General features: G+C 53.9%; 18 protein-coding genes and 1 pseudogene. 13 read left to right on the plus strand and 6 right to left on the minus strand.

The window, feature by feature from the left end; translation table 11 throughout:
• Window positions 1-43 precede the first annotated feature (43 nt).
• The 3 genes and pseudogenes from E3E32_RS02075 to E3E32_RS02085 all read left to right on the plus strand — a co-directional run bounded on the left by E3E32_RS02075 (window position 44) and on the right by E3E32_RS02085 (window position 1,322).
• A pseudogene (locus E3E32_RS02075) lies at window positions 44-249 on the plus strand (MTH1187 family thiamine-binding protein).
• Complete coding sequence (locus tag E3E32_RS02080; protein ID WP_167729965.1) at window positions 250-921, plus strand: class I SAM-dependent methyltransferase; 672 nt, start codon at window positions 250-252, stop codon at window positions 919-921.
• Window positions 918-1,322, plus strand: a complete 405-nt coding sequence (locus tag E3E32_RS02085) for a ParB/RepB/Spo0J family partition protein (RefSeq protein WP_240910549.1) — start codon at window positions 918-920, stop codon at window positions 1,320-1,322. The genes E3E32_RS02080 and E3E32_RS02085 overlap by 4 nt, the downstream gene beginning before the upstream one ends.
• Here the strand turns inward: E3E32_RS02085 and E3E32_RS02090 are convergent.
• Together E3E32_RS02090 and glmS are read right to left on the minus strand one after the other, a co-directional pair.
• On the minus strand, window positions 1,319-4,183 hold the full coding sequence (locus tag E3E32_RS02090) for an STT3 domain-containing protein (protein WP_167729967.1): 2,865 nt from the start codon (window positions 4,181-4,183) through the stop codon (window positions 1,319-1,321). The genes E3E32_RS02085 and E3E32_RS02090 overlap by 4 nt on opposite strands.
• A gap of 10 nt (window positions 4,184-4,193) precedes the next feature.
• Window positions 4,194-6,002 carry a glutamine--fructose-6-phosphate transaminase (isomerizing) gene (glmS, locus tag E3E32_RS02095; protein WP_167729968.1) on the minus strand — a complete coding sequence of 603 codons (1,809 nt, stop codon included), beginning with the start codon at window positions 6,000-6,002 and terminating at the stop codon, window positions 4,194-4,196.
• A 169-nt stretch (window positions 6,003-6,171) separates the two neighbouring features.
• On the opposite strand from glmS, the gene E3E32_RS02100 reads away from it, so the two are divergent.
• On the plus strand, window positions 6,172-6,366 hold the full coding sequence (locus E3E32_RS02100; protein ID WP_012571733.1) for a PCNA-inhibitor: 195 nt from the start codon (window positions 6,172-6,174) through the stop codon (window positions 6,364-6,366).
• Here E3E32_RS02100 and E3E32_RS02105 read toward each other — a convergent pair.
• On the minus strand, window positions 6,361-7,509 hold the full coding sequence (locus E3E32_RS02105; RefSeq protein ID WP_167729969.1) for a methyltransferase domain-containing protein: 1,149 nt from the start codon (window positions 7,507-7,509) through the stop codon (window positions 6,361-6,363). The two genes, E3E32_RS02100 and E3E32_RS02105, sit on opposite strands and share 6 nt — an antisense overlap.
• Before the next feature lie 60 nt (window positions 7,510-7,569).
• Between E3E32_RS02105 and E3E32_RS02110 the strand changes: the two genes are divergently transcribed.
• Window positions 7,570-8,955 (plus strand): dolichyl-phosphate-mannose--protein mannosyltransferase, encoded by a 1,386-nt coding sequence (locus E3E32_RS02110; protein ID WP_167730902.1) that lies wholly within the window; start codon window positions 7,570-7,572, stop codon window positions 8,953-8,955.
• Window positions 8,956-8,959: 4 nt separating this feature from the next.
• On the opposite strand, the gene rnhB is transcribed toward E3E32_RS02110, so the two are convergent.
• From rnhB to E3E32_RS02125, 3 genes are read right to left on the minus strand one after another with little or no spacing between them, the layout of a single operon-like run.
• A complete protein-coding gene (gene rnhB / locus E3E32_RS02115) occupies window positions 8,960-9,649 on the minus strand; it encodes a ribonuclease HII (protein ID WP_167729970.1) in 690 nt (229 codons plus the stop codon).
• Window positions 9,650-9,653: 4 nt separating this feature from the next.
• Window positions 9,654-10,475 (minus strand): metal ABC transporter permease, encoded by an 822-nt coding sequence (locus tag E3E32_RS02120; RefSeq protein WP_167729971.1) that lies wholly within the window; start codon window positions 10,473-10,475, stop codon window positions 9,654-9,656.
• Complete coding sequence (locus E3E32_RS02125; RefSeq protein WP_167730903.1) at window positions 10,472-11,266, minus strand: metal ABC transporter ATP-binding protein; 795 nt, start codon at window positions 11,264-11,266, stop codon at window positions 10,472-10,474. Before E3E32_RS02125 ends, E3E32_RS02120 begins: the two co-directional genes overlap by 4 nt.
• 180 nt (window positions 11,267-11,446) lie before the next feature.
• On the opposite strand from E3E32_RS02125, the gene eif1A reads away from it, so the two are divergent.
• From eif1A to E3E32_RS02165, 8 genes are read left to right on the plus strand one after another with little or no spacing between them, the layout of a single operon-like run.
• The gene (gene eif1A, locus E3E32_RS02130; RefSeq protein WP_167730904.1) at window positions 11,447-11,806 is read left to right on the plus strand and encodes a translation initiation factor eIF-1A; all 360 of its coding nucleotides are present in this window, start codon (window positions 11,447-11,449) and stop codon (window positions 11,804-11,806) included.
• A 27-nt stretch (window positions 11,807-11,833) separates the two neighbouring features.
• On the plus strand, window positions 11,834-12,613 hold the full coding sequence (locus E3E32_RS02135) for a serine protein kinase RIO (protein WP_167730905.1): 780 nt from the start codon (window positions 11,834-11,836) through the stop codon (window positions 12,611-12,613).
• A 5-nt stretch (window positions 12,614-12,618) separates the two neighbouring features.
• Window positions 12,619-13,323 (plus strand): KH domain-containing protein, encoded by a 705-nt coding sequence (locus E3E32_RS02140; protein ID WP_167711821.1) that lies wholly within the window; start codon window positions 12,619-12,621, stop codon window positions 13,321-13,323.
• Window positions 13,324-13,325: 2 nt separating this feature from the next.
• Window positions 13,326-15,017: a DNA topoisomerase VI subunit B gene (gene top6B / locus E3E32_RS02145; protein ID WP_167729972.1), complete on the plus strand. Its 1,692-nt coding sequence runs from the start codon at window positions 13,326-13,328 to the stop codon at window positions 15,015-15,017.
• Window positions 15,010-16,170, plus strand: coding sequence for a DNA topoisomerase IV subunit A (locus tag E3E32_RS02150; protein WP_167729973.1), 1,161 nt, complete (start codon window positions 15,010-15,012; stop codon window positions 16,168-16,170). Before top6B ends, E3E32_RS02150 begins: the two co-directional genes overlap by 8 nt.
• Entirely contained in the window at window positions 16,167-17,414 is a 1,248-nt protein-coding gene (locus E3E32_RS02155) for a DUF530 family protein (RefSeq protein ID WP_167729974.1), read from the plus strand. Before E3E32_RS02150 ends, E3E32_RS02155 begins: the two co-directional genes overlap by 4 nt.
• A 4-nt stretch (window positions 17,415-17,418) precedes the next feature.
• A complete protein-coding gene (locus tag E3E32_RS02160; RefSeq protein WP_012571721.1) occupies window positions 17,419-17,829 on the plus strand; it encodes a DUF1699 family protein in 411 nt (136 codons plus the stop codon).
• Window positions 17,817-18,587, plus strand: coding sequence for a DUF4129 domain-containing protein (locus E3E32_RS02165; RefSeq protein ID WP_167729975.1), 771 nt, complete (start codon window positions 17,817-17,819; stop codon window positions 18,585-18,587). The genes E3E32_RS02160 and E3E32_RS02165 overlap by 13 nt, the downstream gene beginning before the upstream one ends.
• Window positions 18,588-18,615 lie beyond the last annotated feature (28 nt).

Genomic DNA, 18,615 nt, shown 5'->3' on the forward strand with positions numbered 1-18,615 from the left:
CTTCGGAACAGAAAGCCAAGTGTAGGAAGACCTCGAACCTGTCATCGAAGTCATAAAGGCGAGTGGCCTGAAGTACCAGGTCTGCCCGATGGGAACTATGGTTGAAGGCTCCGTAGAGGAAATCCTTAAGCTCGTCAAGGCTGCCATGAGGCTATCCTAAAAGCGTGGGCAAAGCGCATCGTCATAAGCCTCAGGATAGACGACCGCGTTGATAAACCTCTTACCATAGAGAGCAAGATGGGTGTCTGAATGGCCGAGTACTTCAACAGAATTGCCAGGCGCTACGACGACTGGTACAGGACGAAAACCGGTCAGTACGTAGACAGAACCGAGAAGTGGTTAGTCTTCTCCATGCTCCAAACGAAATCAGGTAAGGCCCTCGATTTAGGCTGCGGCACCGGGAACTATGTTCTCGAGCTCAAAAGGCGCGGCTTCGATGTTATCGGCCTCGACGCGAGTGAGGGAATGCTTGAGATAGCCATGGCGAAGGGCTTCAACTGCATCAAAGGCGACGCCTACAGTCTGCCCTTTCCGGACGAGAGCTTTAACCTCGTGCTGAGCGTGACCATGTTTGAGTTTATCCACGAGCCGGAAAAGGTAATCGCCGAGATCCACCGCGTCCTCAAGCCCGGCGGTGAAGTTCTCATCGGCACTATGAACGGGAGGAGCTCGTGGTTCTTCTTCAAGCGCCTAAAGAGCCTCTTCGTCGAGACGGCCTACCGCTATGCCAGGTTTTACACCCCCAGGGAGCTTGAACTTCTCCTGAAGAACGGAGGCTTTACTGGGGTCGAGAGTGCGGGGGTTATCTTTTTTCCCTCCTTCTGGCCCTTCTTAGGCTTGGCCGAAAGGATTGACAAAAAATGCCACAGGAAGTGCAGAAACCTTGCCGCCTTCATAGCCGTCAGGGGAGTGAAGTCTTGAGGAGGACAAAGCTCATAACGAGGGAGGAAGCCTTCAGGCGCGCCGAGCGCATAAAGGACGAGTACAAAGCCATCTACGGCATCGAGTTTGAGCTTGAAAGGGCCTTTATTCCGCTGGAGCAGGTTGTTCCCACCCAGAGGGAGCTCAGCGAGGCCAAGTTGCTGGTCGTCCTTCAGGAGATAAAGCACGGCTACGACGCGCCTATAGTGGTCATACCACACGGCGGGAAATACTACGTGCTCGATGGCCACCACAGGGCGTTTGCCCTTAAGAAGCTCGGCTTTACCGAGGTCGAGGCCATTCTTCTGAGACCAAAAAACGGCTTTGTTCCTGGCGTTGTAAGAACGGCGGAAAAAGGAGGGCTGAAAAAGCTGGAAGACGTAAAAATAGTGAGGGATTAACCCTCCCAAATCACGTACTCCTTCTTTGTAATGAACACTGGCTCTATCCTCTTCTTGACGATGACAACCTTGTCCTCGCCGTACTTCTTGTAGAGCTCCTGGATGTAGCTCTCGAAGACGTTTTCGGGCATACTGGCCTGGGCAACTATCGTGTTGTTACCCTCCTTGACACTTATGCCCTCCTTGACGGGGACGTAGGTTATGATGTCCATGTGTGGCTCTAGACGGAAGTTCGGCTTGTTTATGTCCTTGCCGTTGGGGGCTATGTAGTAGACTATGCTCGCCCTGAGGTAGAGGTCAACGGTGTATTCCTGCCTGAATGCTGCTATGAGCTCAAGCTGGCCGCTCTGGCCCTCATCAAGGATGTAGCTTGGGTTAACGATCTTTCCATTGACCTTCGGTTCGCCGTTGAGCACTCCCACCGGGCCGTCCTGGATGAGGACGAAGCGGTACTTGGTCGCGTTCGGTATCATCAGGCTGACCTCAACGGGGGTCTCGTTGAGGTGGTTGATGTTGAGGTTCTCTGCCAGAACCTCCCTCTTGATGAGCTCGGTTCCGTTGTAGGCCTCGAAGACGAGGGTCGCGTCCTTAACGTCCCTGCCGAATGCTGAAATCCAGAGTCTGAGCTTCTGCTCGCCGAGTGGAAGCTTACCGCCGGCGGTCGTGCTGTAGAATGCCTTCCATGTGCCGTTCTCGTACTTGTCAATCCTGTAAACTGCGAAGGGCCTGAACTCGTAGGTCGAAACTCCACCGTTGGTGTATACCGGCTTGAAGTTGGCGAAGAGCATCTGGGCATCCCACGGCTCGAATGAGTAGGGTATGTGGAACGCCAAGCGCACGAAGTTGCTGAAGGCTATGCTCTGGTAGGCTAGCATGCCGTAGCCCTGGAAGACATAGAGAACGTAGGGTATGTCTCCCCTGCCCTGTATGACCTGTCCCTTGGTGAGGTCAATGGTCATCACCGGCTGATAGGCGTACTGGCCTGTGTTGATATAGACGACGGTTTTGCCGCTCTCGTTGACGTACTGAATGTACTGCGGGTATATCAGCTGGAACATCGGGTTGTTCTTGTACTCGCCATAGGTTATTGCTCCACCGAGGTAGCTTATGGCGTTGAACTTGTAGATGTCCTGCTGCCAGACTATCATGTAGTTGAGCTCCCATGCCTCGAAGTCCTGCTCGCTCTCGTTGCCGTAGTGGGCGAAGAAGTCCGCAACTATGTAGCGCCTGTCGTAGGCGTGACCACCGTCGGTGGCGGAGCGCCTGTTGCTGAGGAGGCTTGACTCGATCCAGTAGCCGTAGTCCCACCAGCTGGTGGCACTGTCAAGCGGGTGGCTGTTCTCCCTGAGCCAGGTGAGTGTGTTCACCCAGTCGGCCGGGACTGAGCCCTGGGCCTTTGATGTGTTGATGGCCACGTTGTTCATGTACTGGGCACCTATGATTGGGAGCGGCAGGAACAGGAGGATGAGGAGCATCGCGTAGAGGGCCTTGGTGCTGATGCTATCTTTCATGTTTTCAACAAACAGGAACACCTCGCCAATCGCAACGCCAGCCAAGAGGAGTATAGCGCCCGAAGCCTGGAACACGAATCTAACCGCCATAAGGAGCAGGTAAACCGAGCCAATGTAGTATGTCACGAGGAAGACTTCCTTATAACCGGTGAGGTCACCTTTGAGGAGCTTCCTTATGAAGCGGGCGAGGACCATGATAAAACCAGCAAGTGAGAGCAGGAAGATAATTCCGTCTTTGGTCTTGACACTGTAGTAGCCGGCTATTGTCTTCCAGTTGGTCTTTGCAAGTTCAGCAACAGTCTGGTAGAGCGGGTTGGACTGGTACGCGGCACCCATGTACTTCAACAGGTCCGGACCGAGGTAGAGGTAGGCGCCGAGGAAGCCAACCAGGCCGATCGCGAGAACGGTTCCAAAGCGGTGCTTTCTGTCGGAGTAGTTAAGCCCGACCCGCTCACCATACAGCATTATTGCAACGAGCACGGAAAGCCCGATGAATGCCTGAAGGGAGAATATGAGAAAGCCCTTTATTCTGACGAAGCCCGTCGGGTACAGTGCTATTCCGATGAGCAGCGACAGCGCGTAGAGCGGGTAGAACTCCCTGGCAAAGCGCTTAAGCTCTTCGATCTTTCCGAAGACGAAGAGGATTATCGTGTGTGCCGCCGCGAAGAGGAGGAGTATTCCGACACCGAACTGGCTTCCGAGCCAGACGCCCATGTAGAGGACGCTGGTTATCAGGAAGAACACTCCTGAGAGTATCTTTTTCCAGTTCCACTCTTTTTCGTCGAGGTACATTATGAGCAGCAGCACGGCGTAGAGGAAGAACATCATGAAGGGTCCTTCACCACGGTTGTTGCCTGAGTAGGTCTTGCTGAAGTTGGCGTAGGAGAACATCATGAACGCCGCCGCCCAGACACCCGCCCAGTTGGAGTGGAGCTTTCTTCCGAGGAGATAGACCGCTATGATGGTCATTGCTCCAACGAACGGTGGCCAGAGCTTGAAGGCATCCATGACGTCGTAGCCGAGCGGACTAACCAGCTTGTAGAAGAAGGCCTGCACCGCGTAGAGGCCGAGGGACTCGCTTATCTTGAGCCCCGTGGGAGGATCGGCCAGCGGAAAGTACCTGGGGAGCCACTCCCGGATGGCCAGCTTGTAGAGCTCGTAGTGGTAGAAGGTGTCCGGATCGAGGAAGGTCTTGTAGTTGGACGTAACGGCCCTTATCTTGAAACCGATGTACGCCAGCAGGAGGACTATCAGCGGAAGCCCGTAGGCCTTGAACTTCTGATAGTACTCGGGAAGGGAGGATTTCTCCTCCTTTTTCTTTTGTTTTCCCTTAACGTCGGTTTTCACCATTCAAACCACCTCATTCAACGGTAACTGACTTGGCCAAATTCCTCGGCTTGTCGGGGTCGTTGCCCCTGAGGACGGCGAGATGATATGCGAGGATCTGGAGCGGGACGACGTAAACTATGGGGGTAAGCAGCTCGTCCATTGGAGGTATCTCTATGAGAACGTCCGAGACTCTCTTAAGACTCTCATTATCGCCTAGGGCTATTATGTATGCGCCCCTCGCCTTCGATTCCTCTATGTTTGACACCATCTTGTCAAAGGTCTTTCCGCTGGGAGCAATTGCAACCACCGGGACCCCGTCCTCAAGCAGTGCCAGCGGGCCGTGCTTCAGCTCACCCGCGCTCAGTCCCTCGGCATGGATGTAGCTTATCTCCTTGAGCTTGAGAGCTCCTTCCAGGGCGGTGGGAACGCCTATGCTCCTTCCGATGTAGAAGAAGTCCCTCTTTTCCTTAAGTCCCTCGGCTAGTTCCCTGAGTGCGCCGTCGTGCTTGAGAACTTTCTCAACCAGTTCTGGAACTTCTTTCAGCTTGCTCTCAAGCTCGTTCAGGTATTCCTCGCTGGCGGTTCCAAGAACCCTTGCGAGGGCTGTGGCGAGCATGGTAAGAACGGTAAGCTGGGTGGTGTAGGTTTTCGTCGCGGCTACGCCTATCTCCGGCCCCGCGTGGGTGTAAAGGGTTAAATCCGCTATTCTGGTTGCCATGCTACCGACGACGTTGACTATGGCGAGGACTTTTGCACCCTTGGCTTTCGCCAGCTTCATTGCCGCTAAAGTGTCTGCAGTCTCGCCGCTCTGGGTGATGGCTATGACCAGGGTGTTCTCGTCTATCAGGTCTTCCATTTCATAGCGGAATTCGCTGGCCTCTTCAACGATTGGAACCTTCTTCGCCAGGCGCTGGAGGAGGTATTTCCCGACCAGAGCGGCATGGTAAGAGGTTCCCATTGCAACGAAGAAGATTTTATCGTACTTCGCTATCTCCTTGGCGACATCCTCTATAACTTCGGCGTTGCCGTGGATTGCATCCCTTATCGCCCTCGGCTGTTCGTATATCTCCTTGAGCATGAAGTGTGGATAACCGGCCTTCTCGGCCATCTCGAGCGTCCACTCTACCTCGTAGACTGGCTTGTCAACGACTTCACCGGTCGAGAGCTTTTTAACGACGTGGGAGTCCTTCGTTATCACTGCGTATTCCCCATCGTCAAGGAAAACGGCCCTGTTGGTGTACTCCAAAAACGCAGGCACGTCGCTTGCTGCGAAGTTTTCTCCCTCACCTATGCCCAAAACGAGCGGGCTCTCGTTCCTCACGAAGTAGAGCCTGTCCGGCTCTTCCGTGTAGATTATCCCCAGCGCGAAAGAGCCCTTGAGTTTGAGCAGGGCTTTTCTCATGGCTTCTTCAAAGCTCTCGCTCGACTTGAGCTCCTCTTCGATGAGGTGGGCGATGACCTCGGTGTCGGTGTCGCTCTCAAAGCGGTGCCCCTTTGCTAGGAGCTCCTCTTTTATCTCGCCGTAGTTCTCGATTATGCCGTTGTGGACGAGGGCGATTTTGCCTGAGCAGTCGGTCTGGGGATGAGCGTTAATATCGTTCGGAACGCCGTGGGTGGCCCAACGGGTGTGGCCTATGCCCCTTTTTCCGGGCATCTCAAGAAGGCCGAGCTTTTCAGCGAGCTCGTCTATCCTTCCGGCACCTTTCTTAATGTGAAGCTCACCGTTTTCCTCGGTGACTATTCCAACAGAATCGTAACCTCTGTACTCAAGGCGCTTGAGGCCCTTAACAATAACCTGACAGGCAGGTCTTTCGCCTATGTACCCGATTATGCCGCACATTACTTTCCACCCGCCTCTGTTACTCTTTCCCTAAATAAATCCCGGAAGTTAAAAGCGTTTCTCAACGGCCACATTAATCCCGGGGCGATCGTTGATATATCCTTTGGTGCAACCGTCGATGGGAGGAAAAGCCTTTATACCCGACGGTCTATTCCATCTGGGTGGGCCAATGGACAGGAAGCTTGACGAGTTCATAGCCAACGCCGCGCCGAAGGTTTCCGGGAGCGATACTCCTCGCAAAAAGAAAAAGCGCCTCAAATCCACAAGCCTGGAATCTTTTCTGCCTGAGGAACATGTGGTTTACTTCAAAAAGCTCAGGATAGGTTCGAAGAAGATAAGGAACGCGAAGATAGAGGAGTTATAGGGCCTCGGCTATTATCGCCCTGTCCTTGAACTGGAAGATAAAGGCCCTTCTGTCACCCTTCAGGTTTGCCTCGATGCGCTTCCTGAACCGCCAGTACTCGTTCTCAGGGATGCTTATCCTCAGCGTGGCTCTTCCAAAGCCTTCTCTCTTGAGGAAATCGTTGATTCTGAGCGGGTGGAATTTTGTGACTCCAACGACGGTGTAGGAGCGCTTGAAGTAGTCGCTCTCGACTCTCTCGTCGCTCGTCGCCAGAACGCGCCTCTTCTCGCGGAGGAGCATCTTCAGCTCGCCATTGACAGTGTGGAAGAGTTCGTTCAGCAAATCGGCGTAGTCTACCGCCTGCGGAATCTCATAGAGGTACTGCTTAGGCTCCTCAGTCCAGGTTACGATGTCCTCGAGATTGGGATTGCTCTCAAGACGAACCCCTTTTGGCAGAATCACCGCGCTTCGCTCTGCTTTTGCCAAGGGCTCCGTGTAGAAGGTCAGCCTGTTCAGGTGACCGAACAGATCGATGTACTCGAACTCACCCTTCCAGGGGACCTTTTCGTGCCTTATCTGCGGCGGAAGGTCGAAGATGAAGGAATCGGTTTTGTGCTTGTACGATCCATAAATCGCCAGGGGGCTTGGGAGTAAATCCTCAAGCCTTCTCTCCGGCATCTCCGGAGGACGGGCAGGGTCAGAGAAGATCACCTCGGCATCGATGCGTTCTATCGTTTCGGGTGCGAGGGAATCAGCGTTTATGAACTCGATGTTTCTAACGCCGTACTTCTCGGCGTTTTTCCTCGCGAACTCTATCTTCTTGGGGTCTATATCAACCCCGTAGGCCTTCTCGACCTTCATCGCGTAGAAGATGAGCTGTATGCCTATTCCGCACGAAACGTCGGCTATGCTCTTAACTCCAAACTCTGCCAGCCTCTCGGCGCGGTATTTTGCAACGACCTCATGGGTGGCGTAGCGGAGGCCTTCCAGATCCATCCAGAGGTCGTCACGCGAGAACTTGTCTTTAGCCCTGATCCTCGCACGGGCTATCTCGACTATTTCCTCCCAGTTCTCGCCGAGCTTGGCGCGGATCTTCCTCTCGTCCAGGCCCTTTCTGATCATCTCGACGGCGAGGCCTATCTGCTCCTCGGTTATCTCGCTCATGTTTCCAACCTCGGGGAGAGGCTTAAAAACGTTGCCGAACTACTTGGAGTGGTGGCAATAATGAACTGGAAAAGGGTTGCGTTCATTATAATCTTTGAACTCATAATAATCGGTTCTTTTGGGTATCTATATGGCATAGCTTCCCAGCCGAAGCTTAGGGGCTATGTGGGGGATGAAGTCTGGTACGTTTCCGCCTCAAGGAACATCCTCCACAGGCTCGGTGTGGAGCTGCACTACATCAACGAGACGACTAATTCTGCCGGAGTTAACATAATATTCACCAACACAAGCATGTGGATAAAGTACCAGTATCCCGTTGAGAAAATTGCCCTCCGCTACAACGCGACCTATGAAAAAGAGTATCTCAAGTTCCCGGCCGTTTACTTCGAGATTCCGGTTGAGAACCTTGAGCCGTTCCTCGACGAACTCTCGAGCGAGATTCCTTCGGACGCGTATTACGTCGTCCCAGGCTACTGGTATCCGGACAAGGATAACATCCAGAACTACCTCAACCTGGAACACCCGTTCCTTGGGAAGGATCTCATAATGCTCGGCATGATTCTCGAGGACAAACCCATCAACTGGCGTCTCCCGGGCCTTATCGCCTTTGCCATCATCCAGGTTCTCGTCGTGCTCGCCACCTACAGGATAAGCAGGAGCTATCTCGCTTCGCTCATAGCGCTTCTCTTTTCCGCTGCAGACCCGACGCTTCAGGCGACTGCAGTGGCTGCGATGCTCGACATCCACGTCGCCTTCTTTGTGGCGCTCTTCATGGCCCTGCTCGTCTTTGAGAGGAGACGTGCCTCGGGTTTTGCCATTGGTTTAGCCGCGGCCACAAAACTCAGCGGTGCCTTCGGCTGGCCGGTGCTTTTGGTAAGGGCATTCAAACGGGAAAACAGTCTCCTAGGCTTTCTCCTCACGATAGCAATCTTTCCAGCTATCGGCTTCCTTCTGCCAAACGTTCCTGCTATGGTGGCTGTTGGGCCTGAGAAGTGGTTCAGGGAGTTCCTCGGCAGCTTCCGCTGGCACCTCAGTTCCAAGGGCGGCCACCCAGCGGCTTCCCCGTTCTGGCAGTGGTTCATAAACAAAAAGGCCTTCGCACTCCACTACGATCCCAATATCTTTGCCCAGACGGATCCCTTCCTTCTCCTTGGAATGGTGCTCTTCATATTCGCCATGCCGTGGTTGTACAAGAGGAAGCCCGGAATCCTTGCCCCCTTTGGCGTCTTCTGGAGCACGGTAGGCCTCTTCGCCCTTCAGTACCTCCTTGGGGGGACGACGCAGTTCAGCTTCTACGCAACCGTTCTCGTTCCGCCCGCGGCCGTGGTCATGGGCGTGGCACTGAACGAGCTCCTCAAGTGGGAAGCCTTCAGGGAGTCGCTGTGGACCTATCTGGAGTGGTTGCTGGATGTGAAGGACAGAGTAAGGCTGAGGCTGGGGAAGTGAGTCCTCACTTCCCAAGAAAATGCTCCAGGCTAAGCTGGCCGCGCTTTTTCGTCATTTCTAGTTCGGCTCTTAACTTATCCTCTATCTTCCTCAGCGTCTTCCAGGTGCGCCTTACTATCGGCGGAAACTCGCCGTGCTCGCGGTAGTATTCCTCCAGAAAAGCCCTCGTCCTAGGGTCGCTCGGATAGCCGGAGCCTATCTCGCCGTACTGCTCTTTCAGCTTTTCAATCGTCCTGTCGCGGGCAACTTTGGCGAGGATTGAGGCCGCAGAAACCGGCACGAACTTGTCGTCGGCCTTGTGCTCGGCTATTATCTCTGCTTCGAAGTCCAGCTTTGCCTTTATCTCCTCGCCGAAACGGGCTTCCTTAACGTCGGCGGCATCTATGTAAACGACGTCAGGCTTGACCTTGAGGGAGTTGAGCGCTTTAACAAAGTTCTCGACTTCGAACTCGTTGAGCGTGCCCTCGCGGGAGTCAATCTCCTCAGGCCATAATTCCAAAATTACATAATCATCTAAAAGCTGCACTATCTCATCGAACAGCCTTTCTCTCCTCTTTGGGGTGAGCTTCTTCGAGTCCTTAACACCGAGTTCCTCGAGTTTAGGGACGTTCCTTTCATCCACTACAACTGCTGCGATGACCATCGGGCCGAGAACGGGCCCCCTGCCAGCCTCATCTATTCCAGCGAGCTTCAAGCTTTCACCTCCTGAAGAGAAGGGAGCCGTATATTACTCCCAGCATTATCGTTGCTATTCCGCTCGGCGGTATGTCCGTGAAGTAAGCGAGGATGACTGAGGACAGCTGTATTCCGAGGGTAAGGAACAGGCTAACCGCGAGTATCTTCCTGATGTTGTCGCTCACCATCAGGGCTATCGCTCCGGGCAAGACCGCGACCACCTGGAGGGTTATCAGGCCCACCGTCTGGACGATGAGCGCTCCAATGGCCCCGACGAGGACGTATAGAATCATGAGGTAAGCCCTAGCTTTGCCGCCGTAGCTCTCCAGTCCCTCGGGGTCGAAACTTAGATAGAGGAAGTCGCGGTAGAGGGAGAGCATAACGAAGAAGAGAACTGTCCCACCGAGGACGAGGATGGTGAGGTCATTCAAGGTTATGAGGAAAATCTCGCCGGTAAGGTAGGAGACGATACTCTCGCTGAGAGGGAAGTAGGGCCTCGTCGCCATCACCTTGTAGAGTACACCAAAGCCGAGAACCGTCAGACCAGCCACGAAGCTTGCCACTATACCAACAGCAGAATCGGGGGAAAAACCAAGCTTTTCGAGCTGGGCGATTATGATGACGATTGCAACGGTAACGATAAGCGCAACGAGCATAATGAGCTCCATGTTCTCGAAAAACAGGCCGAGAATCATGCCGAGAACCGCTCCAAAGAGGAGCGCGTGGAATATGGCGTGAGTGAGAAAGGCAAGCCCCTTTGTGTTGATGAGTGGGCTGAGCATTCCGAGGAGAACGCTCACCATTACGCTCGCCAGAATCGCCCTGATGAGGTACTCGGGGATCATCTACCGCCACCCCCATGTCTGTGGAGGTGGGTGTCGCCCGTGATGCAGAAGAGTTTACCTTCAATGGGGATCACTCTAGCCAGCGGGCCATAAACAGTCTTGATTATTTCGTTGCGGAGAACTTCGCTGGGCGTTCCAAAGGCTATGAGGCGCCTGTTGAGGAGAAGAACCTTATCTCCCATATCTATCAGCGGATTGACATCATGAGTGGTGATTATCATTGTTATTCCGCTTTCGCGCTTTATCTTGTCCAGAACGTTTGCTACCTCGACCCTTGCGCTCGGATCGAGGGCTGAGAGCGGTTCATCGAGAAGAAGAAGCCCTGGATCGCTTATGAGTGCTCTCGCGAGAAGAACCCTCTGCTTCTGGCCACCGCTCAGCTCTCTAAAGAGCCTGTCTTTAATGTGAGCCAGTCCAACGAAACCGAGAGCTTCCTCTGCTTTCTGGAGAATTTCCTTTGGGATCTTGAAATGGACAAAGCCTTTCCTATAGATGCCGCCCATTGCAACTACCTCAATGGCAGTAAGCGGGACGCGCTCGTTGAGGACGTGGCTCTGTGGTACATAGGAGATAAGGTCCCTGGCCTCTTCAGGTTTTCTGCCGAATACTTCAAGCTTTCCCGTGTACTCCCTGTGGGACGCCGCTATGGTTCTCAGAAGTGTGGTCTTTCCTGCCCCGTTGGGGCCGAGTAGAAGCATTGTCTCTCCTTCATCCAGCTCGAAGGTCACGTCTTCCACTGCTCGCTGTCCTTCGTAGAGTATTGTTAGATTCTCGGCCTTTACTGCCTTCATGATTATCTCCAAAGTGTACATTAGCGGGGTGCGCTTTTAAACTTTAATGTATCATCAGTGGGCAGTTCTGGGTAATCTTCGTGCAAAAATTTTAAAAGTCTGTCGCCTAAGGGTCATTGGAAAATTTTTGCAAGGCTTAAGCTTATAAGGGCTCAAGCCTAGGGGAAGGAGGTGATGCTCATGACCTACCATAAGGGTGGTAAAAAGAAGAAGAACAGGCAGGTTCAGGGGGATGAGGTCATTCGTGTTCCCCTTCCAAAGGAGGGACAGCTATTCGGAGTTATCGAGCAGGCTCTCGGAGCTGGATGGATGGACGTTCGCTGCTCCGACGGAAAGGTCAGGAGATGCAGGATACCCGGCAAGCTCAAGAGGAGAATGTGGATGCGCGTTGGCGACGTCGTCATAGTCCAGCCCTGGCCGGTTCAGACGGACGAGAGAGGGGACATAGTCTACCGCTACACTAAGACGCAGGTTGACTGGCTCCTGAGGAAGGGCAAGATAAGCCAGGATTTCCTCACGGGCGGCGAGCTGCTCTTCTGAGCTCTCAAAACCCTTTGAGTGATAGCGATGCGTGAGGAGTTCATCGAGCGGGAAGTCGAGGAGATGCTCGGTCTCACGGAGAGGCGCGAGAAGGACAGCGAGCTCTACAAGATAGCCAACGAGGTCTTTGACAGGACGACCAAGGAAACCCTCGCCTATCTCCACCGCAGGGGCAAGATAGAGAGCCTCTACGGCGTGATAAGCACGGGCAAGGAGGCCAATGTCTTCGCTGGAATAGACAGCGAGGGCAACAGGGTGGCGGTGAAGATATACCGGACCTACACCACCGAGTTCCGCAGAATATGGGAGTACCTAGCTGCCGACCCGAGGATTGGATATCTGCCCAAGGATATGAGAAAGCTCGTCTTCGTCTGGACGAGGAGGGAATATAAAAACCTCCAGAGGGCGATTAAATACGCGGTTCGCGTTCCCGAGCCAATAATCTTCCGCAACAACGTCCTCGTCATGGAGTTCATAGGCGAGGAGCTTCCTGCTCCCCGCTTGAAGGACGTCGAGAGGGAGCTGGCTAAAGAGGACTTCGAGGAGCTCTACGACTTCACGATGGGTGTAATCGAGCGCCTCTGGAAGAGGGGTGACATGGTGCATGGGGACCTGAGCGAGTACAATATCCTGCTCCATGATGGCCCTGTGGTTATAGACTGGTCTCAGGCTACCGTGAAGAGGAATAGGATGAGCGTTGAGCTCCTGAAGAGAGATTTGAGGAACATCATCAATTACTTTGGTAAAAAGGGCGTTGGTGTTGATGATTTCCACGAGAAGTTTAAGGAGCTCGTTGAGAGCGGGTGAGAGGTATGGACGAGTTTGAGAGACTGCTCAAGAAGTACGAGCGCGTTGATAAGGACGGAAGACCCCTCAAGAACAATGAGGAAGAGGAGATAACCTACGCCGCCCTAGGCGAGCAGGAGGAGTTCGTGAGGATTCCGAAGGACAGGGTGGCGGTCCTGATAGGAAAGAAAGGGCGGACTAAGAAGGAGATAGAGAGACGCACGAAGACGAGAATCGAGGTAGACAGTGAGACTGGGGAAGTTTTCATCACCGCCACAAAGGAGACAGACGATCCCTTAGCAGTCTGGAAGGCCCGCGATGTTGTTACCGCCATCGGTAGGGGCTTCTCGCCAGAGAGGGCCTTCAGACTCTTCAACGAGGGTGAGGTTCTTGAGGTAATCAACCTCACCGACATCATCATAGGCAACGACAAGAACGCTCTTCCGCGCGTTAGGGGAAGGATAATCGGTCGGAAGGGCAGAACAAGGGAGATAATAGAGGAAATGAGCGGTGCCGACGTTAGCGTTTACGGAAAGACGGTAGCTATAATCGGCAACCCGATTCAGGTTGAGGTTGCCAAAACAGCCATAGAGAAGCTCGCCAAGGGTTCGCCCCACGGAGTGGTTTACAAGTATCTTGAGAGGCGCAAGAAAGATTTGGAACTTGAAAGCGTCACCTACTACGAGGCCCTTGGCGGCTCTGAAAACTTTGAAGGCTTTGAGGAGGAGTGAAAATGGCCGAGGCAAGTCAGCTGTTTAAGGAGTTCAAGATTCAGAGCGTCAGCGAGTTCTTCAGAAGAAACGCTGCAATGCTCGGTTATACGGGCAAGATACGCTCCCTCACGACCGTCGTCCACGAGGCAGTCACCAATTCCCTCGACGCCTGTGAGGAGGCCGGTATTCTGCCGTACGTCCGCGTTGAGATTGAAGAGCTAGGGAGGGAGCACTACAAGGTTATAGTCGAGGACAACGGTCCCGGAATCCCTGAGAAGTTCATAACCCACGTCTTTGGAAAGATGCTCGCTGGAACCAAGGCTCACAGGAACATACAGAGCCGCGGTCAGCAGGGTATAGGTATATCCGGTGCGGTAATGTTCGCCCAGATAACGAGCGGAAAGGCCACGCGCGTAATCACCTCAACCGGAGGCGACATAATCGAGGCCTGGGTCAAGATCGACGTCGACAAGAACGAGGGTAAGATAGTCAAGAAGGAAAGGCACCCGAATCCAAAGGGCTGGCGGGGCACGAGGATAGAGCTTGAGGTTAAAAACGTCCGCTACGTCCGTTCCAAGCAGGGTGTCTACTGGTACCTCAAGCTCACGGCCATAGCCAATCCGCACGCCCACATAGAGCTTATCGAGCCGGACGGAAAGCTCATAGTCTTCCCGCGTTCGAGTGAGGAAGTTCCAAAGCCGCCCGTCGAGATGAAGCCCCACCCGAGGGGAGTTCTCACGGATGACGTTTACAGAATGGCCAAGAAGACGAGGAGAAACACCGTCAGGCGCTTTCTAATAGGCGAGTTCTCGAGGATAAGTGACAAGAAGGTCGATGAGTTGATAAAGTACATCGCCGCCCTCAGGCTCATTAAGACAGAGAAGGACAAAGCAGTTCAGGACCAGCTCTACGAGAGGCTGATGAATGGTGAGGTCGATAAGGTTCTGCGCTCCTTCAAGGGCTACACCAAGGTCGTCAAGCAGGTGGCAAAGCTCATGGAGAAGCCGCCAGAGAAGCTCAGCTGGCACGAGGCTGAGGAGATAGTCGAGGCATTCAAGTATATGAAGTTCCTCGCTCCACCAACCCACGGCCTCAGGCCGATAGGCGAGGAGAACATCGAGAAGGGTCTCAAGGGAATCCTCAAACCTGAGTTCGTCACGGCCGTCACAAGGCCGCCGAAGGTCTACAGCGGTGGAATTCCTTTCCAGGTTGAGGTCGGTCTGGCCTACGGCGGGGAGATAAGCAGCGGCTTTGACCTTCTCCGCTACGCCAACCGCGTCCCGCTCCTCTTCGATGCGGGCTCGTGTGTAACCACTCTGGCGGCTCGCTCAATCGACTGGAAGCGGTACAAGGTTGACGACCTCGAGCGTGCCCCGGTAGTGCTCATGATAAACGTCATCAGCGTCCACGTTCCCTATACCGGAACCGGAAAGCAGAGCATAGCCAATGTGGATGAGATACACAACGAGATCAGGCTGGCAATAATGGACGCCGCGAGGAGGCTCCAGACATACCTAAGCGGCAAGCACAGAAGGCTCTACCAGGTGAAGAGGAAGAAGACCTTCGAGAAGTACGTGCCCGAGATAGCCAAGGCCCTGAGTATATTAACGGGCGAGCCCGAGGAGGAGATTAAGAACTACTTCCTGAGGTTCATCGAGGAAAGGTTCGCCCAGAGCGAGGTTGAGGCAGAGGAGGTGGCTGAGAATGCCTAAATCCAAGGCCGTCAAGAGGAGCCAGCCAAGGGAGCGTTTCTCCTATGACCCCACTAAGGTGCTCAGCAAGCTGGAGGAGTACGGAAGGCGTGTGCTGGAGGACATAAAGAGCGGTAAGAATCCCTACTTCGACATACCCATGCGCGGGCTGAGCAACGTCTACTTCGATGAGAAGAGAAGAGTCATCAAGATGGGCGACAAGCTCTCCAGAAGGTACTTCCTCAACGTCGCCCACGCGAGAAAGTTCATGCAGACGCTGCTCATAATGGCCTACGTCAAAAGGCTCGTCAGCGAAGGGAAGCACGCGAGCCTTCGTGAAGCCTACTACGCCAACAAGCACACCATTCCGGGAACGAAGGAGAACACCTTCGAGGATCAGCGCGAGAGCGACCCAATTATTGAAGATCTTGAGAGAATGCTCGGCGTTCTCCGTGAGGAGATGCATCTCACAGCCGACAGGCGCGGCTACATATACGGTGACATCGTCATACGCGACGGCGAGGACGAGTTCAACACCAGCAAGCTCGGTATGGGTGGCTGGGCGGTCCCAGGAACGGTTGAGCACCTCCAGTTCGTCGAGGTCAACGTAGATTACGCTTTGGTCGTCGAGACGGCAGCTATGGCCGACCGTCTCATCGAGGAAAAGTTCCCGAAGAAGGAGAACGCCCTAATCATAGCAACGCAGGGACAGGCCTCTCGTGGAGTCAGGAGGCTCATCCACAGGCTCCACTACGAGGAAGGACTGCCCATCATAGTCTTCACCGATGGAGACCCCTACGGTTGGTACATCTACTCCACCATAAAGCAGGGCTCCATTAACCTCGCATACCTCAGCGAGAAGCTGGCAACCCCAGAAGCTAAGTTCGTGGGCATGACCATGGACGACATAGAGCGCTATGGCCTCAAGAACGTTACCGAAAAGCTCAAGGGCATACCACCAAACAAGAAGGGCGGTCCAACGGGCGACTACAAGAGGATCATCGAGGAGATGAACTACCCGTGGTTCCAGAACAAGGAGTGGCAGAGGCAGCTCCAGCTGGCCCTCAAGATGGGCGTCAGGATTGAGCAGCAGGCTCTGGCCAACAAGAGCCTTGAGTTCGTGGCGAAGAAGTACTTGCCTGAAAAGATAAACAACGGTGAGCTCCTGCCATGACGACGACGGAAGAGCTCGTCGCGCAGGTGAACAAGATACTTGACGACATCGGAATAGACATGGACGGGTTATTCGAGACTTTCGACGTCCCGTCCATTTCTTACCGTTTGAAGGAGAACCTGTCTCTCCTCCAGGAGCTTGAGGAGGATTTATCAAGGCGCGTCGGTGAGGTTACCCCCTCGGTGGGAGGCTTCGACAAGAGGAACAAGGATCCTCACATCCAGTGGATATACAAGAAGAAGCGCAACCGTGTTTTGGCCCTTGAAAGGCTCCGCTCGGCCATTACCGCCCACAAGATGGCCCTAGCTTTGATAGCGGCCAACTACACTTTTACCCGTGGAAAGAGAGAGCTCTCAATCAGGGAGCTCAAGAGGGAGGATCTTCCAAAGGTTAAGGCCATCCAAAAGCCTGTTCAGCTCGGACGCGTTGAGGTGCTTCCTTATTTGGCGTATTCCGGTGACGTACTTCGCCTTCTGGCAAGGGAGAGCATCGAGGTCAGGGAGACCTTCAAGTTCATAAAGGGCAAGCTCCGTGAGAAGGGGACAGTGAGAACGAGGGGACTTCGCATCGAGGTCGAGTACTGGGAGAACAACAGACTCAAGAAGGCGCGCATCGATTTGCCCACTGATGCTGACATAGAGGCTGAGCTGAGGCAGCGCTACGGAAGAAGGTTCCGCTGGAGAGTTCTCAGCTTCGTCAAGACGAAGGGCGTTCTCATAAACAACCACTACACTGTTGACAACCTTGCCTTAGCGTATTCCGTCCTCGACCCCGAAAAAGGAGCCGAGCTTCTGGGCCTCGACCTCTTCCGCTACTACTTCCTCACCTCCGAGAACGATAGGGAAGGCCTGGGCCTCTACCCGGATATAAAGCTCTGCATCGACTGCCACTACTCGATCTTCGATCTTCCCTTCAGGAACGAGCCCGGCTTCAAGACAGGCCACGGAAGCATGATGCTCATACGGAAGTGTGAGATGGAGAAGGCCCTTGTTGGCAGGAGGAAGGACATAACCAACATCCCCAACTATTTACTCGGTGGAGTTCTGCTCTACGGCATGAGCGACTACAGCGAGGAGAAGGTGGCCCAGCTCCTCGGCATTCCCGGGGACGAACTCGTCGAGGCCATAAAGAAGTTCGTGATTTCAGGCCTCCACAAGACGCTCTTCGCCGACACCAAAAAGTTCGATAAGTTCATGCCCAAGAGCGACAGGGCGAAGCAGTTCCTAGAGCTCCTCCAGGGGTGAGGACATGAGGGTGGAGATAAAGGCCAGAAACAACGCCGAGCTCATAAGGAAACTAAATGAAGTCTTAAACGACGAGGTTACCGAGGTCTACATCAACCTCCGCCCGACAAAGGAGATACTCGTGAGGATCCTTGAGCGCGCGCCGAACGTTAGGAAAATCTCCTGTCCGCCGAGCCTCTATCCTAAGGTCTCGAAAAAAGCGATAAACGCCCTCGCGCAGATGGGCATAGAGCTCGTTCCCGAGGGCTATCCCCGTGGAAGGCCGCGGAAGTACGATGAGCGGACTATCCGTGAGGTTTACAACCTTATACGGAAGGGTATAACCCCCAAGGAGATAAGCTCCCGCATGGGAATTCCGCTAAGGACGGTTTACTACATGATCGAGCAGATAGGTGCTCGGCAATGGAAAGAATGAAGGCCCTCTACGGGGTCCTTTTCTCCACTCTCCTTATCACCTTAGCCCTTCTCGGAAGCACGGCCGTTTACGGTGGCGTCACGGTGTTCAACATCGAATGGCTCTTTTTCTTTGTGAACCTTATCCTCCTGGGGATGGCCGGCTACGTCATCAGGCTCGTGCTTGAGGAAGGCCTTGAAAGGGGCGACAGGGAGACCAAGAGAGGCAACGTCTTGGCCGGGGCTATAACACTCCTCGCCATCTTCGTTGCCCTCAAACTGTTCTTCGAGAAGAAACCGGAAAAGCTCTTCGAGGGTGGCGGTGCGGTTAAAAGCATTGAGGGCGTCTGGTACTACCTCACCTCCGGCGATTTCCGGGTCGTCCTGAAGGAGCTTCCGGCGGTTTTTTACTTCCTTCCATTCATCGTCTTTCTGATTCTGGTTATCACAGTGAAACGGCGGAAAAGAAGCAAGGTTGCGTTCGAGATGAAGTTTAACCCTGAGATGCGCTACGAAGCCCTCGAAGGGACGCCGGCCGAAAGGGTCATAAAGATGTACAAAAACGTCGTTGCCGGTCTCATCATGAAGGGCTACCCCTACAGGAAGAGCTGGACTCATAGGGAGCATGAGAAAATGTTGAGGGAGATTTTCCCGGATCTGGAGGACCTCGATGTCCTCACACGGATTTTTGAAAAGGCCAAATACGCTGGAAGGCTGAACGACAACGATGTAAAGCTCGCGAGGAAAAGCTACGAGAGGCTGATGAGCCTGCTGAGGTAGGTTTAAAAGGGGCCCCGATTAGATAGCC

Origin of the sequence: Thermococcus sp. GR6 (genome assembly GCF_012027415.1) — an archaeon.
GTDB lineage: Archaea > Methanobacteriota_B > Thermococci > Thermococcales > Thermococcaceae > Thermococcus > Thermococcus onnurineus.